The 14,326-nt window shown below is 66.1% G+C and carries 15 protein-coding genes; 11 read left to right on the top strand and 4 right to left on the bottom strand.

Translation table 11 applies throughout. The features are described 5' to 3' along the window. The first annotated feature begins 77 nt into the window (after positions 1-77). Positions 78-521 carry a TIGR00725 family protein gene (locus ACNSN7_RS10130; protein WP_418282159.1) on the top strand — a complete coding sequence of 148 codons (444 nt, stop codon included), beginning with the start codon at positions 78-80 and terminating at the stop codon, positions 519-521. A 57-nt stretch (positions 522-578) separates the two neighbouring features. Here ACNSN7_RS10130 and ACNSN7_RS10125 read toward each other — a convergent pair whose 3' ends face one another. Continuing rightward, a complete protein-coding gene (locus ACNSN7_RS10125; protein ID WP_418282158.1) occupies positions 579-1,367 on the bottom strand; it encodes a DUF8173 domain-containing protein in 789 nt (262 codons plus the stop codon). Between the two features lie 84 nt (positions 1,368-1,451). Beyond that, entirely contained in the window at positions 1,452-2,495 is a 1,044-nt protein-coding gene (gene dph2 / locus ACNSN7_RS10120; protein WP_418282157.1) for a diphthamide biosynthesis enzyme Dph2, read from the bottom strand. A 203-nt stretch (positions 2,496-2,698) separates the two neighbouring features. On the opposite strand from dph2, the gene ACNSN7_RS10115 reads away from it, so the two are divergent. Together ACNSN7_RS10115 and ACNSN7_RS10110 are read left to right on the top strand one after the other, a co-directional pair. Then, on the top strand, positions 2,699-3,355 hold the full coding sequence (locus ACNSN7_RS10115) for an alpha/beta hydrolase (RefSeq protein ID WP_418282156.1): 657 nt from the start codon (positions 2,699-2,701) through the stop codon (positions 3,353-3,355). A 74-nt stretch (positions 3,356-3,429) separates the two neighbouring features. Then, entirely contained in the window at positions 3,430-3,804 is a 375-nt protein-coding gene (locus ACNSN7_RS10110) for a YlbF/YmcA family competence regulator (protein ID WP_418282155.1), read from the top strand. Positions 3,805-3,836: 32 nt separating this feature from the next. On the opposite strand, the gene ACNSN7_RS10105 is transcribed toward ACNSN7_RS10110, so the two are convergent. Further along, positions 3,837-4,700 (bottom strand): hypothetical protein, encoded by an 864-nt coding sequence (locus tag ACNSN7_RS10105; protein ID WP_418282154.1) that lies wholly within the window; start codon positions 4,698-4,700, stop codon positions 3,837-3,839. Positions 4,701-5,053: 353 nt separating this feature from the next. Between ACNSN7_RS10105 and ACNSN7_RS10100 the strand changes: the two genes are divergently transcribed. After that, the gene (locus ACNSN7_RS10100) at positions 5,054-6,256 is read left to right on the top strand and encodes a P-loop NTPase (RefSeq protein WP_418282153.1); all 1,203 of its coding nucleotides are present in this window, start codon (positions 5,054-5,056) and stop codon (positions 6,254-6,256) included. A 62-nt stretch (positions 6,257-6,318) separates the two neighbouring features. Here the strand turns inward: ACNSN7_RS10100 and ACNSN7_RS10095 are convergent, their stop codons facing one another. Further along, positions 6,319-6,678 (bottom strand): DUF7522 family protein, encoded by a 360-nt coding sequence (locus ACNSN7_RS10095; protein WP_418282152.1) that lies wholly within the window; start codon positions 6,676-6,678, stop codon positions 6,319-6,321. Between the two features lie 141 nt (positions 6,679-6,819). On the opposite strand from ACNSN7_RS10095, the gene ACNSN7_RS10090 reads away from it, so the two are divergent. The 7 genes from ACNSN7_RS10090 (at position 6,820) to ACNSN7_RS10060 (ending at position 14,281) form a co-directional block, all read left to right on the top strand. After that, on the top strand, positions 6,820-7,425 hold the full coding sequence (locus tag ACNSN7_RS10090) for a GNAT family N-acetyltransferase (RefSeq protein WP_418282151.1): 606 nt from the start codon (positions 6,820-6,822) through the stop codon (positions 7,423-7,425). 110 nt (positions 7,426-7,535) lie between these two features. After that, positions 7,536-7,931 (top strand): universal stress protein, encoded by a 396-nt coding sequence (locus ACNSN7_RS10085; protein WP_418282150.1) that lies wholly within the window; start codon positions 7,536-7,538, stop codon positions 7,929-7,931. 56 nt (positions 7,932-7,987) lie between these two features. Then, positions 7,988-9,682 carry an ABC transporter substrate-binding protein gene (locus ACNSN7_RS10080; protein WP_418282149.1) on the top strand — a complete coding sequence of 565 codons (1,695 nt, stop codon included), beginning with the start codon at positions 7,988-7,990 and terminating at the stop codon, positions 9,680-9,682. A 42-nt stretch (positions 9,683-9,724) separates the two neighbouring features. Continuing rightward, positions 9,725-10,675: an ABC transporter permease gene (locus tag ACNSN7_RS10075; protein ID WP_418282148.1), complete on the top strand. Its 951-nt coding sequence runs from the start codon at positions 9,725-9,727 to the stop codon at positions 10,673-10,675. Positions 10,676-10,678: 3 nt separating this feature from the next. Further along, positions 10,679-11,758, top strand: coding sequence for an ABC transporter permease (locus ACNSN7_RS10070; RefSeq protein ID WP_418282147.1), 1,080 nt, complete (start codon positions 10,679-10,681; stop codon positions 11,756-11,758). Next, positions 11,758-12,930 (top strand): ABC transporter ATP-binding protein, encoded by a 1,173-nt coding sequence (locus ACNSN7_RS10065; protein ID WP_418282146.1) that lies wholly within the window; start codon positions 11,758-11,760, stop codon positions 12,928-12,930. The genes ACNSN7_RS10070 and ACNSN7_RS10065 overlap by 1 nt, the downstream gene beginning before the upstream one ends. Then, entirely contained in the window at positions 12,914-14,281 is a 1,368-nt protein-coding gene (locus ACNSN7_RS10060; RefSeq protein ID WP_418282145.1) for an ABC transporter ATP-binding protein, read from the top strand. The genes ACNSN7_RS10065 and ACNSN7_RS10060 overlap by 17 nt, the downstream gene beginning before the upstream one ends. The last annotated feature ends 45 nt before the right edge of the window (positions 14,282-14,326 follow it).

The following is a 14,326-nucleotide window of genomic DNA, read 5'->3' as shown; positions in this document are numbered from 1 at the left end:
GCCACCGTTGGTCTCCCCGGACAGCTCCGCGTCTCGGTTGCCGGCCGCCTTTTATCCGAGCCACCCCGAGACCACCCATGCGCGTGAGCGTCATCGGCGGCAGTACCGTTCCGCCGGACACGGCAGCCGTCGCGGAGGAACTGGGCGAACGACTCGCGAGCCGCGGGCACACGGTCGTCTGTGGTGGGCTCGGCGGCGTGATGGAAGCCGTCTGTCGCGGTGCGCGCGAGGCCGGTGGAGAGACGGTCGGGATCCTCCCGACGGATCGACGTGACGACGCCAATTCGCACGTGACGACGCCGATAGCGACCGGACTCGGCCACGCCCGCAACGCGCTCGTCGTGATGAACGGGGACGCCGCGGTCGCGGTCGACGGGTCATATGGCACGCTGTCGGAGATCGGCCTCGCGCTCGCACACGGCCGACCGGTGGCCGGTCTCGACAGCCACGACGTCGATGGCGTCGAGCCGGTCGACTCGCCCGCCGAAGCGATCGAGTACGTGGAACGACGGGTCGAGTGAGGCGAACGGTCAGCGAGACGGGCGGTCAGCGAGACGGGCGGTCAGCGAGACGGGCGGTCAGCGATCCCGTGGGCCGTCCTCGTCCCGGCGCGAATCGGCGTCCTCGCGCTCGGCGTCGATCGCCGCGACGTTTCGGAAGCGGTCGGACTCCTCGTCGTCCCGCGTGCCTCCGTCGGAACCGTCGTCACGTTTCTCGTCGCGCTCGCGGTGTGGGTCGTAGCGATCGTACGCGGAGCGGTCGTCCGTCTCGGCCGACGCCTCGTCGAGCGAACCGTAGTACCGATCGGACCGACCGTTGACGAGGTACAGCGAGAGGTAGCCGAACCCCATCGCGCTGAGGACGAACGTGACGAGTCCGCCGAGCACCGGGACGAGGTCTATCGTCGCCCACGTGACCGCGCCGACGACGAGCCCGGTGCCGGACGCCGGCACCGGGCGGCCGTCCAAGGCCGACTGAAGCCACGCGCCGAGAGAGACGATCGCGACCGTGGTCGCGCCCAATCCGAGGATCGCGACGACGATCAGTCCGGGAATGACCACGAGAAGGCCCACGATCGTGATCGCGAGCAGGATCGTCGCCGCGATCAGAGCCACGTACGCGATGACGCCGTACACGAACGCCTCGCCCGGATGCTCGTGGACGTACTCGACGCCGTCCGCGGTGAAATCCGGAGCGATCGCCATCACGACCGCGCCGATGAGGCTCAAGATCACGGCGCTGAAGACGAGCTCGAACGTCGCGCCGACGATGATATCTCCGGCGGTCTGCCGCGGCGGTTGAACGGTCGCGAGGCGGAGGAGATCGGGGAGCTGTCCGACGAGGGCTACGTCGTGTGGAGGGACCATACGCCGGGATCAGACCGACTCGTGAAACGTGTTCCCCATTCGATGGCGGTTGGCGTGACTGATCCGCGCCGGTAGTGGCGTGCCCTACCAGGTGTCGTGGAACGTGTCGAACTCAATCGAGTCGAGCGGTTTCTCGCCGATCGCGGCCCTGTACTCACCGGGCGTCAACATCGGCTTGTGGAACCGGGGACCGTCGTCGGTCGTTATCCGCGGGCAACCGGTGTTGACGAACGCGTCCATGTCGAAGTTCCGGAGACGGTCGGGCGTCACCTCGTCCATCGTGATCAGGTAGGCGTTCTCGTTGTTCTCGACGATCGCTTGGGCCTGCTCCCAGCGTCCCTGTCCGATCTTCGTACAGAAGATCACGCCCCATTTGTCCGCACCCATCGCCTTGTGGACGGAGGCGTACCGCTGCTTGAGGAACTGGTCGTGTTCGGCGATGGAGACGGCGTTGTTGACCGGGTCGGCGATGACGACCCGCTTGTCGGGGTGTTCCATCGCGAGGCCGACCGGGTGGAACTTCCCGCCGCCGACGTACAGCACCTGCTCCGCCGGGATGTCCGCGGAGGCGTAGTTACAGCCGAGCACCTGCCCCTCCTCGGTGAGGCGGTCGTCGCCACGGCGAGTGTGAACCTCGTAACCGCGCTCCTCTAACCAGTCGGTCATCTCCTCGAACCGGTTCATATGCTGGGCCGTGGTGACGAGCCCGACGTCGGGGTCGTCGTCCGGATCGTCCAGTTCGTCGAGCGCGTCCTCCATGATCGGGAACGGGTCGACGTTCGAGAAGAGCGGGACGTAGATGATGCTGTCCGACTCCTTCATCGGCGTGTGTCCGAAGTGGACGAACACGTCGGTTCGGCGCATCAGGTACGTGTCCAGATCGCAGGCCCCGTAGCAGGGCTGCCCCGAGATCATGAAGGTGACGTCGTCCGGCGCGGCGTCCCGGAGGTCGTCGGCGACCTTCGGACCGCGGCGCTTCAGCCCCTCCGGAAACTGGAGGCCGACCTTCGAGGCGTCACGCTCCTCGATCGCATCGACGATCCGCTCCAGCTCGTAGTCCCACTCCCTGTCGTGTTTCAAGGACATCCCCGTCTTCGTGAGGTCACCCTCCGTGGACCCGCGACTCATATACCTCCGATTGCGCACCAGCACGGTTAAACGGCCCGTTCGTGGAACGGTCTCGTCTCGTCGTCGTCACCGCTGACCTACCGGCACCGACGGTCCCTGGCGGGCGCTAACGATCCCTACCAACACCGACGATCCGTTTCCGAGCCACGCCCACCGCTGCCGCGGCCGACAGACACAACTCGAGAGCGGGACAACGGCCCTGCATGACAGACCTTCCGCTCGAACACGTCCACGTCGCTCCCGACGACAGCGGCGAGGACGACCCGGCCGTGTTCGTGCTCCACGGCCGTGGTGCCGACGAGCAGGACCTCCTTCCGATCGCTTCGGAGCTCCCGGACGAACTCCACGTCGTCAGTCTCCGGGCACCCGAACCGCTTCACGGCGGGTACACCTGGTACGACCTCGATCTCTCGGGCGGCGGACTCCACGAGAGCGAGCCGGAGCCGGAGGGGTTTCGGCGGAGCCTCGACCTCGTGACCGAATCGATCGACGCCGCCGTCGACGCGTACGACCTCGACCCCGACCGGCTGGGGCTGCTCGGGTTCAGTCAGGGCGCGATATCGAGCCTCGCGCTCCTCGTAGAGACGCCCGCCCGCTACGCGTGGGTCGTCGCGCTTCACGGCTACCTCGCGGACTCACACGCGGATCGGTCCTCGGAGGGGATCGCTGGAAAACCCGTTTTCGTCGCCGCCGGGTCGGGCGATCGAGTGATTCCCGAGTCGAGAGCGCGGGCGGCCGCGAAGCGACTGGAGTCGGTCGGAGCCGACGTGACGTACGAGGCGTACCCGACCGGACATGGGATCGGACCGGCGGAGCTCGCCGACGTCGTCGCGTTCGTCGAGTCCCGGCTAGGGTCGTAGCGAGCGGGCGTTCACGTCTCTCGATGACCGCCGGCTCCGGCAGGTTGAAACCGTGTCCATCCCTGATCGAACGTATGAGCGCGGAACAGGTGTCCATCGAGGAGCTCGGTCACGAACTCGGCGAACGGATCGCACGGACCCCGGAGTACGAACGGTTCGAGGAGGCCCGCGAGGCCGTCCAGCGCGACGACGAGGTCCAAGAGCGCATCGACGAGTTCGAGCAGCTCCGAGCGAAGTTCATGGAGGCCCGCCGAACCGGCGAGGCGACGCAATCGGATCTCCAATCGGTCCAGCGCACTCAAGAGGAGCTTCACTCGATGCCCCTCATGCGCGAGTTCCTCGACGCACAGGACGAACTGAACGACACGCTCGAAGCCGTCAACGAGGCGATCTCCGAGCCGCTAACCGTCGACTTCGGCGGCGAGGCGGGCGGCTGCTGTCACGACTGAGGGGTGCTGTCACGACTGCGGAGAACCGATCGCTACTTCTCCGGTCGATGAACTCTTCCGTCGCGTTCGTCCGCGTCTTTCCGACGCAGCGCGGCGGCGGCGTTGCTGGCGTCGTAGCCGAACAGGACGTCCTTGGCGTACGTCTCCGCGACCTCGGTCGCGTGGATCAGGTCGTCGACGTCGACGTTCACGGCGTACAGTTCCAACGAGAAGGGCGTGTCGGGGGGCGCGCCGTGGACGTCGTAGTCACCGCCGAGTCGCGAGCGGAATCCCCGTGCGATGGCTTCCAGCCAATACGTCGTCTCGTACGCGGTGTCGTACACCGGGACGACGAACTCGTCGACGTGCGCGGCGAGGCTGTCGACGTCGAGGCCCGCCCGCTCGTATAAGTGTCCGGGGTACGGGTCGGGGTACAGCGTTACAAGGGTCCGTCCGGGGATCCGGTCGCTCGCGTCGGCGACGAACTCCGTGATCGTGTCGGCGCGCCACTCGCTCCGCTCGTCGTGCTCGCTCTCGGCGAACAGTCGATCGCAGCGGTCGCACCGACAGAACCCCTCCCGCGGGAACCCGACGTCATCGAGGCGGACGTCGTCGGCCTCGGCGGCGCAGTCCTCGACGATCTCGAGGAGCCCTGCGCGGTACTCGGGGTGGGTCGGGCAGACGTACGCCCAGTCGAAGTACTCGCGGTCGCGGGTCGCCGGCTCGCCGCGTTCGTCGACGGGCACCAGCGCTTCGTTCTCGCTCGCCGCGGCGTTGTCGCCGAAACACGACACCATGTTCACGGCGTTCGGGAGCGGAGCCGCGGCGCGTCCCGTGACGTCTTTGACCTCGTAGAACCCGACGTCGAACGGCTCCATCTCCACCTCGTCGGCGTTGCGCGTGACGACCCCGTACATACGCCTCGCTAGGGATCGGGTACGTAAAAAGGCGGGTATCGCACCGAGCGTGTCACGAACGCGGTCGCGGGTCCGGTCGCGCTCCGCTACTCGACGTCGGTCGCGCTCCGCTACTCGATCTCGACCGGCTCCTTATCACCGGCAAACAGGAGGTACGCGAGGACGACGAGTGCCAATACGACGACGAGTTTCGCTTTGGTTCCCATGTGAACATCTGTGTCCGGAACCGGCTAAAAGCTACCGCTGGACTCCCGATGGCGGATCCTCGGTCCGTCACGTGCACCTTTAACAATCTGGATATTGGAGACGGACCCTCATGAGAAATGATGATCAACTACGGGACGTGACCCACGATGTCGGACGCCCCATCCAGCCCGGCCGCCGATCGATGTCTCGACGATCCCACGATCACGAACGGGACCGGACCACCCACGCTCGATGACATCCGTGCCCGACTGAAGACCGTCGAGGATCCGATCCTCGGCGACGACGTCGTTTCGCTCGGACTCGTCGACGACGTCCGCGTGGACGACGACCTGATCGTAGTTCGGATGGGGCTATACGCTCCGTACGCGCCGTCCGAACGCCGGATCGTCGAACGTGTTAACGAGGCGTTGTGCGGCTCCGAACGGACGGTGATCACGGTGGCTGGAAACCGCGATCGGACGTGGGAAGCGGGCGAACGGATCGCCGGCGTTCGCAACGTCGTCCCGTTCGTCAGCACCCATGCGAGGACCGAACCGTCGACGGTCGCGACGAACGTCGCGTTCGCGTTGTCCCGGGCCGGAGCCCGCGTCGGCGTCCTCGAACTCGATGACTACGTCCCCGGGACGAACCGCAGCAGCGGCAGGGGTGACGGGGCCAGCGGTGACAGGGGCGGGAGCGACAGGGCCACACGCGACAGGGGTAGGGGTCACAGGGACAGGGATGGCACGGAGACGCCGGCGACGATGCCGGCGACGGTTCGCGGCGTACGTCTCGCGAGTTCGAGACACCTCCTCGCCTCGGGAGCGGGACGCCGATCGGACGCGCCGTCGACCGATCCGGACGCATCTATCGACCGGCTTCTCACCGACATCGACTGGAGCGGATCGGACTACCTGTTCGTCGACGTCACGACCGAACGGAGCGATCTCCGGCGGGCGCTGTTCGATCGGGTGTCGACTGCGGGAGCGGTCGTCACGACGACTCGGTCAGCATCGATCGCGACGGTTCGTGCGTGTTTCGACCGACTCGAAGAGCGAGGTGTGACGCCGTTCGGACTCATCGAGAGCGTCAACGGCTCGGTCCGAGGAGCGCTTCGACGTCGGTTCGATCTCACACCCAGCAGGTGGGTCGCCGACGAGTCCGACGTTCCGGTGCTCGGCACGCTGCCGGAGGATCCCGCGCTCACCGCCGACCACGGGACGGCGGTCGTTGGAGAAGACGACCGATTCGCCGCGGTGTTCGATGCTGTGGCAGCGAACGTCGCCGACGCGGTGGGTGCGAGCGAGCGACGGGCGCACTCACGTCGAAACGGCCGATTCGAGGCCGGGCTCGGGTGTCAGTGCAGGTGACCCGCGGTGAGGGGTCAGGTGACCCGCGGTGAGGGGTCAGGCGATCCCCGGTGAGGATTTGACTACTCGTCACCGAACAGCAACGTCAACGGATCGACAACCGGACCGACGCCGTCGACGTCGGCGGAGACGACGACGCGTCCCTCCTCGGTCGAGAGATCGACGATCGCGACGTCGTCGTATAGACGGACGCCGGCGCGGTACGTGCCGAACGGCGTGCGGTCGCTCCCCGATCCGACGACCTCGGAGAGGATCCCCGCCTTGCGTTCGAGCCGATCCGGGTCGACGTCTCGTTCGACGTCATCCCGAAAGTACAGCGGCTCGACGCCGTCGTCGTCCGAGACGACCACCGCACGGAGCGCGTCCGGTCGTCGGTCCAACACGTCGCGTACCGGCTCGGGGAGTCCGTCGTTCGTCGACATCGAGGCAACGTCGGTCCGACCGGAGCGAGAACCCTCGGCTGTATTATCGCCTCCTTTTTGTCTCCGACTCGCAGTCGTTCGATTCCCAGCGACTGACATCGCGGGTGGTGACCTAAATCCTCCGAGAACCAACGATCGGGTATGAGCGACTCGGCCCGCGCAGCCTGCGACGGATGGAACAGCTCCGCGTGTGTGGGTACGGAGCACTGTCCACCTCGCTGCCCGCGGTTCGTGGACAAGCACGGTTCCCGCTGGACGCTCCGACCGACACGTGAGGGCGACGCCGAGCGACTCGCGGAGATGTACGAGGCGTTCGGTATCCAGGACCGGGCACAGGGCGTGCCGCCCACCGTCGACCAGCGTCGGCGCTCGTGGGTCGACACGCTGCTGTCCGAGGGCGAGAACGTCGTCGCGGCGGATCGGGACCGGCTGGTCGGCCACGTCGTGTACACGCCGTCCGACGGCGACCGACCGGAGCTTGCCGTGTTCGTCCATCCCTCGTTCCAGGAGCGCGGGATAGGGACCGAGCTGTGTAAACACGCGATCGCTGCCGCGGCCGACGCCGACCGCGAGGCGCTCGAACTACACGTCGAGTCGAGCAATCGCGCAGCGCTCTCCGTGTACCGCCGGCTCGGGTTCACCGTCGTCGACCGCGACGGCGACGTCCGAATGACCCTCCCGCTCGACGAGGCGATCGCGACGACCGCCCGAATGCCCCCGGCCGAGCGGATGCCGACGCCCAAGTGAGCGGTCGAGACGCCGCGAGCGATCGAATCGTGGCGGACAACGACTCCGAGTCGATGGTCGTGACCGCGTAACGGTCACGATTTATGTACCCCACGGTCGAATCGCCGTCCATGTACCGAGTGCTTCTCGGGATCGACCGCGACGAGGATCGAGCGCTTGCACAGGCGGACGCGATCGCGGCGATTCCTGCGGACGAGGAGGTGACCGCTCACCTCTGTCACGTGTTCCGGGACAACCCGGAAGGCGCGTCGGTGAACCAACTGTCGGCCGTGCGCCGAGCCCGTGCACGACTCGAGGATGCGGGCATCACCTGTACGCACTACGAGGCGAGCGGGGAGCCGGCTTCCGAGCTCATCGCGGCCGCCGAGGCGGTCGACGCCGACGCGATCTGTCTGTCGGGACGAAAGCGAACGCCCACCGGTAAGGCCGTCTTCGGGAGCGTCACGCAGGAAGTGATCCTCTCCAGTGACCGCCCCGTGTTCGCGATCCCGATCCGCGACGAGTAGTATCGACGGTGGCGCTGAACCGATGTTTTTTAACAAACCGCAACTACATCACGGTAATGCCATCCAATAACTCGCGGGAAAGCACGAGACGGCGCGTCCTTGCGGCGATGGGCAGCGCTGGAGCAATTGGTATCGCCGGATGCGTCGACGACCCCGACGAGGACGGTGACGACGAGAACGGGACTGGATCCGACACCGAAACCACCGAATTCATCGCCTCGGCCGGAGCGAACCCGGGAACGTTCGATCCGACGCTCATCGCTGACGCGACGTCGGCGTCCGTCGTCGGAACGCTCGCGTACGAGTATCTGGTCGCCCCGACGTTCGATCTCTCGGAGTTCCGCGGCGAGCTCGCCGAGGACTGGGAGGAAGTCGACGAGACGACCATTCGCTTCCAGCTCCGTGAAGGCGTGCAGTTCCACAACGGCGACGAGATGGTCGCGGACGACGTCGCGTTCTCGATCGAGCGCACTCGAGGAACGACCAACGACGCCTCGGTGTCGTGGATCTCGGACGTCGAGGTGCTCGGCGACTACGAGGTCGAACTGCGGTCCGACGTGCCGCGCGCGTCGTACCCGAGCGACCTGACCGAGGTTCCGATCCTCCCCCGGAACGCGGACGGGATCAGCGAGAACCCGCAGGACGACGACCACCCGTTCGACGAGGAGACGATCGGGACGGGGCCGTTCGTTCTCGACGAGTTCCAGCCCGAGGACCGCGTCGAGCTCTCCCCGTTCGAGGACTACTGGTACGACGGGGACGACTACCCGTCGACCGCCCCGTGGGACAGCGTGACGTTCCGGGTGATCCCGGAACAGGTCTCACAGGAGGAGGCGATGGCCGCGGGCGAGCTCGACATGATCGACAACCCGGCCCCGTTCGAACTCGACCAGTGGGCGGACCAGAACGGCGAGGTGGTCTCCGGTGCCGCCGTCGGGTTCGACTTCGTCACGTTCCCGGTGAAGGAGCCGCCGTACACCAACCAGAAGCTCCGTCGAGGGATGACCCGCCTCCTGCCGAAAGGAGACGTCGTCGAGGCCGTGTTCGCGGGCAACGCGACGGAGCTCGGCGGTCCGATCAGCCCCGGTCTGGGCGCGTACTGGGACGAGGAGCACGAGCAGCGGCTGATGGACGAATACGTCGGGGAGGACTCGGAAGAGGGGTTACAGCTCATCGAGGAGGCGTTCGAGGAGGAGGACATCGAGCCGCCGTTCGAGCTGGAGTTCATCACGAACGTCAACCGCACCCGTGAGCGGTGGATGGAGGTCATCCAGCAGACGTTCGACGACACGGAGCTGTTCGACGCCGACCTCGACGTCCGTGCGTTCGACGACCTCGTCCCGTTCCTGCTCGACCCGCAGGGAGCCGCGGAGAGTACGGACATCGTCGGGATAGGCTGGACCGGCGGGTTCGATCCGAACAGCCACGTCCAGGAGCTCCTCTCCTCGGAGGCGCACGTTCCGGACGGGTTCAACTGGAACCTCTACGAGAACGACGAGGTCGACGAGCTCATGGCCGACGGTCGAACCACGATCGACGTCGACGAACGACGAGACATCTACCACGAGCTTCAGGAAGTGCTCGCGGAGGACGTGCCGTTCGCGAGCATGTGGACCGGCGACCAGATCGACATCGTCGGCCCCGACTCGCTCGAAAGCCTCGACCAGTGGGCACCGCATCCGAACTCGAGTTTCCGCTACTGCGCGCTGTACAAGCCGCACCTCGATCAGGTCGCGAACCCGCCGCAGTAACGAGGCGCGACCGGCCGTTTTAACCCACACCACACACGTTCGATGAGCCTTCAACGATTCGTCCTCAAGCGGACTCTGATCACCATCCCGCTCCTGTTGGGGATCTCCCTCCTCACCTTCGGGATGGTTCACGCCATCCCCGGCGATCCGATCGATTTCATCACGCTCTTCATCGAGTTGGACCCGCAGACGGAAGCGGAGATACGAGCACAGTACGGGCTTGATAAACCGGTGTACGTCCAGTACATCGACTGGGTCATCAGCGCGGCGATGCTCGATTTCGGAAACTCGATAATCACCCGCCGCCCGGTCACCGCGGAGATCCTGAACCGGCTACCGTACACGCTGTTGATGGGATCGATGGCGTTCGCCGTGACGGTGAGCACGGCCATCCCGGCCGGTATCGCCGCCGCCTACTACCGAAACACGATCATCGACCAGTTCAGCCGAGTGTTCGCGCTCGTCGGCATCGCGCTTCCGAACTTCTGGCTCGGACTGCTGTTGATCCTCGTGTTCGCGAGCTGGCTCGGCCTGTTCCCCGTGCTACCGCCGACCGGTCGTGGATTACTGAGCGCCGACATGATCATCTACACCCTCCTCCCGGCGATCGCGATCGGGACGGGAGCGACGGCGCTGATGATGCGGCTGATGCGGTCGTCGATGGTCGAGGAACTCGACAAAGACTACGTCCGGACGGCCCGAGCGAAGGGGCTTCCGGAACGGACGATCGTCGGCAAGCACGTGCTGCGGAACTCCCTTATCTCGGTGGTGACGGTCGCAGCGATCCAGATCGCGTTCATCATCAGCGGCTCCGTCGTCGTCGAGATCGTGTTCTCGTATCCGGGTATCGGACGGCTACTCGTGAACCGCGTCGGCAACCGCGACTTCCCGGTGATCCAGGGGATCGTGTTGATCATCGGCGTCGCGGTGATCCTCGCGAACCTCATCGCCGACGTGCTCTACGCGTATCTCGATCCGCGGATCCGATACTAATATATGTCAACTGAAGACACACAGACTGGACCGGAGCGCGGCCGAATACGGGTTACGGGGTTCGACGTCGACGCCGTCGAATCGCGGGACCCCCTCTCGTCGTGGGAGCCCGATCTCCGGACGGAGGCGGGGAAAGGCCGCCTCTACTACGCGTGGAATCGCTTCACGAGCAACCGCTTGGCGCTGTTCGGTGCGGCGGTCATTCTCTTCATGATGCTGCTGGCGGTGTTCGCCCGTCCGATCCGGATACCTGCGGGCGCTCCGATCCTCGCGGATCAACTGGTACAGCCGTTCGCGCTCGCACCGGCGGACCCGGCGGCACAGGACCTGTTGACCGGGCATCAGCCGCCGACGATCGAGCACCTGTTCAGCCTCCAGCAGACGGGGCTTCACCTGTTCGGGACCGACTGGGCGGGTCGCGACATCCTCTCGCGAGTGATGTACGGCGGCCGCTGGAGCCTCTCCATCGGATTCATCGCGGTCGCCGTCGCGTTGGTGATCGGGGTTCCGCTCGGATCGATCGCGGGGTATTACGGCGGCTACGTCGACGAGGTCATCATGCGGTTCGTCGACATGCTGTACGCGTTCCCGTTCATCGTCCTCGCGATCGCGGTCATCGCCATCCTCGGCCGCGGGTACTGGGAGCTCGTGTTCGCGTTGGTCGCCGTCGGCTGGCTCCCGTACGCACGCATCATTCGCGGCGAGATACTGAGCGTGAAGGAGAACGAGTACGTCACCGCGGCGAAAGCGCTGGGCGCGCGTGATCGCGACGTCATCGCGCGCCACATCCTGCCCAACGCGATGGCACCGGTGATAGTGCAGGCGACGCTGAGCATCGGAACGGTGGTGCTTGCCGCCGCAGCCCTCGGGTTCCTGGGACTCGGTCTCTCGCCGGCGAGCGCCGAATGGGGGATCATGCTCAACGTCGAGAAGGACGCCATGGCGCGAGGTCGCTGGTGGGCGGGACTGTTCCCCGGTCTCGCGATCTTCATGTTCGTGATGGCGATCAACCTCGTCGGCGACGGCGTTCGTGACGCGTTCGACCCACAGGGAGACGGCGACACCGGTGGAGGGTTCCGCTAATGGCGATGCTCGAAGTCGAGGACCTGAACGTCAGGTTCTACACGGAGGACGGTATCGTGAAGGCGACGAACGACCTCTCGTATCAGATCGAGGCGGGCGAACGCTTCGGCGTCGTCGGCGAGAGCGGTGCCGGGAAAAGCGTCAGTAGCCTCGCAGTCATGCGGCTGATCGACCATCCGGGCGTCATCGAGAGCGGCGAGATCCGGTTCAAAGGAGAGAACGTCCTCGAGATGAGCCAAGAGGAGGTCCGATCGCTTCGGGGCAACGAGATCGCGATGATCTTCCAGGACGCGGAGACGGCGCTGAACCCGTCGTACACCGTCGGCGAGCAGATCGCCGAGGCGATCCGACTCCACCTCGACATGGACGAGGCGGCCGCCCGCGAGCGCGCGATCGAGACGCTCGAGTCGGTCGGGATCCCGGACGCCGCGGCGCGATACACCGACTACCCGCACGAGTTCTCGGGCGGGATGCAACAGCGCGTCGTCATCGCGATGGCGCTGTCGTGTGATCCAGACCTCATCATCGCCGACGAGCCGACGACCGCGCTCGACGTCACGATCGAGGCGCAGATCCTCGATCTGTTAGAAGAGGTCGCCGAGGAGTACGACACCGCGATCCAGCTCATCACTCACGACCTCGGCGTCGTCGCCGAGTTCTGTGACCGCGTCATGGTGATGTACGCAGGCCATCCCGTCGAGATGGCTCCGGTCGAGGAGCTCTACTACAATCCACAACACCCGTACACCGTCGGGCTGATGAGTTCGATCCCCCGGATCGGCGACGGTCGGGAGCGCCTTCAGACGATCCCTGGACGGATGCCCGACCTCATCGAGATGCCGCCGGGCTGTAACTTCCACCCGCGGTGTCCGTACGCCGAGGAGGCGTGTACGCGTGCCGAGCCGGCGCTCGTGAACGTCGAGACGGGCGAGGTGGCGAACGCGGCCGAACACGCCGAGCAGTCCGCGGCGTGTCTGGCGCACACGGGCGAACTGCTCGGGGAGCTCGACTACGAGGTGCTCGTCAACGGCGAGCCGGTCGGTACCGACGTCGACGCCGTCGATGCGCCCGACGTCGACGCCGCGGAGCGCACCGAGGTCGGCGTGACCCGCCAGTTCGACGGAACCGTCGACGGGACGAGTAGCGATAGCGGAGGTGACGACCGTGAGTGACGACCCGCTGATCCGCGTCGAGAACCTCCGGAAGTACTACGAGTCGGAGACGGACTTCATCGACCGGCTGTTCGGCCGGACGAAACACGTCAAGGCCGTCGACGGCGTCTCACTCGAGATCGAGGAGGGGCAGACGCTCGGGCTGGTCGGGGAGAGCGGCTGCGGGAAAAGCACCATCGGCCGGACGATCCTCCAGTTGGAGGAGCCGACGGGGGGATCCGTGTACTTCAAAGGCGAGGACATCACGACCCTCTCCGGGAGCGAGATGCGGGACCGTCGGCGGGAGATGCAGATCGTCTTCCAGAACCCGCAGTCCAGTCTCAACCCCCGACTCACGGTCAACGACATCATCGGCGAGGCACTGGACATCCACGGGCTCGAGGCGGGCGAGAGCCGTGACGAGCGCATCAAGGAGCTGTTGGATCGAGTGGGGCTGAACGCCAGCCACGCCAATCGGTACCCACACGAGTTCTCCGGCGGACAGCTCCAGCGTATCGGCATCGCTCGCGCGCTCGCCGTCGATCCCGAGTTCATCGTCTGTGACGAGCCCGTCTCGGCGCTCGACGTCTCCGTGCAGGCACAGATCCTCAACCTGCTCGAGGACCTCCAGGACGACCTCGGGCTCTCGTACCTGTTCATCGCACACGACCTGTCCGTCGTCGAGCACATCGCCGACGAGATCGCGGTGATGTACCTCGGAGAGATCGCCGAGGTCGGCACGCCCGAGGAGCTGTTCTCGCCGCCGCAACACCCGTACACGGAGGCGTTGCTCTCGGCGATCCCCGAGCCTGACCCGCTCTGGGAGGCGGACCGTGTGCTGTTGGAGGGGACCGTTCCCTCCCCGATCGACCCGCCGTCGGGCTGTAAGTTCCACACGCGGTGTCCACGCGTGATCCCGCCGGCGGACTACTCGTTCGAGAACGGGGAGTGGCGGGCGGTGCTGTCGCTTCGGAACCGGATCGAGTCGGCGGAGGTCCCGATCGACACGATCGAATCGCGCGTCGAGGAGGGATCCGACACGGCCCCCGGACCGGATCGGATCGCCCAGGAGATCCGGGCGGAGTACGACGTTCCCGACCCGCTGTCCGATCCCGACGCCGAGCGAGTGCTCTCGGACGCGGTATCGGAGGTCGTCGACGAGGAGTTCGAATCGGCGGCCGACCTGCTCGCAGCGGAGTTCGCCACGCCGTGTGGCGTTCACGAACCGGAACTCCGCGAGACCGGGAGCGGCCGGGCCGCCTGCCACCTGTTCGACCAACGGTACGCGGACGGAACCGTCGATGTCGACACCGATCCCGGGAACCGCACGACGGGCGGAGGGATGACGAACGAGACTGCGGACGACGACTGATTCCGGGGAGTCGGTCGGTTCCATAGGAGGTGGACGTTCGACCAC

The sequence above is a fragment of the Halorubrum rarum genome (genome assembly GCF_048380895.1).
Classification (GTDB): Archaea; Halobacteriota; Halobacteria; order Halobacteriales; family Haloferacaceae; genus Halorubrum.
Note: the sequence above shows the minus strand (reverse complement) of the source record. Positions and strands in the feature narration are given on the sequence as shown.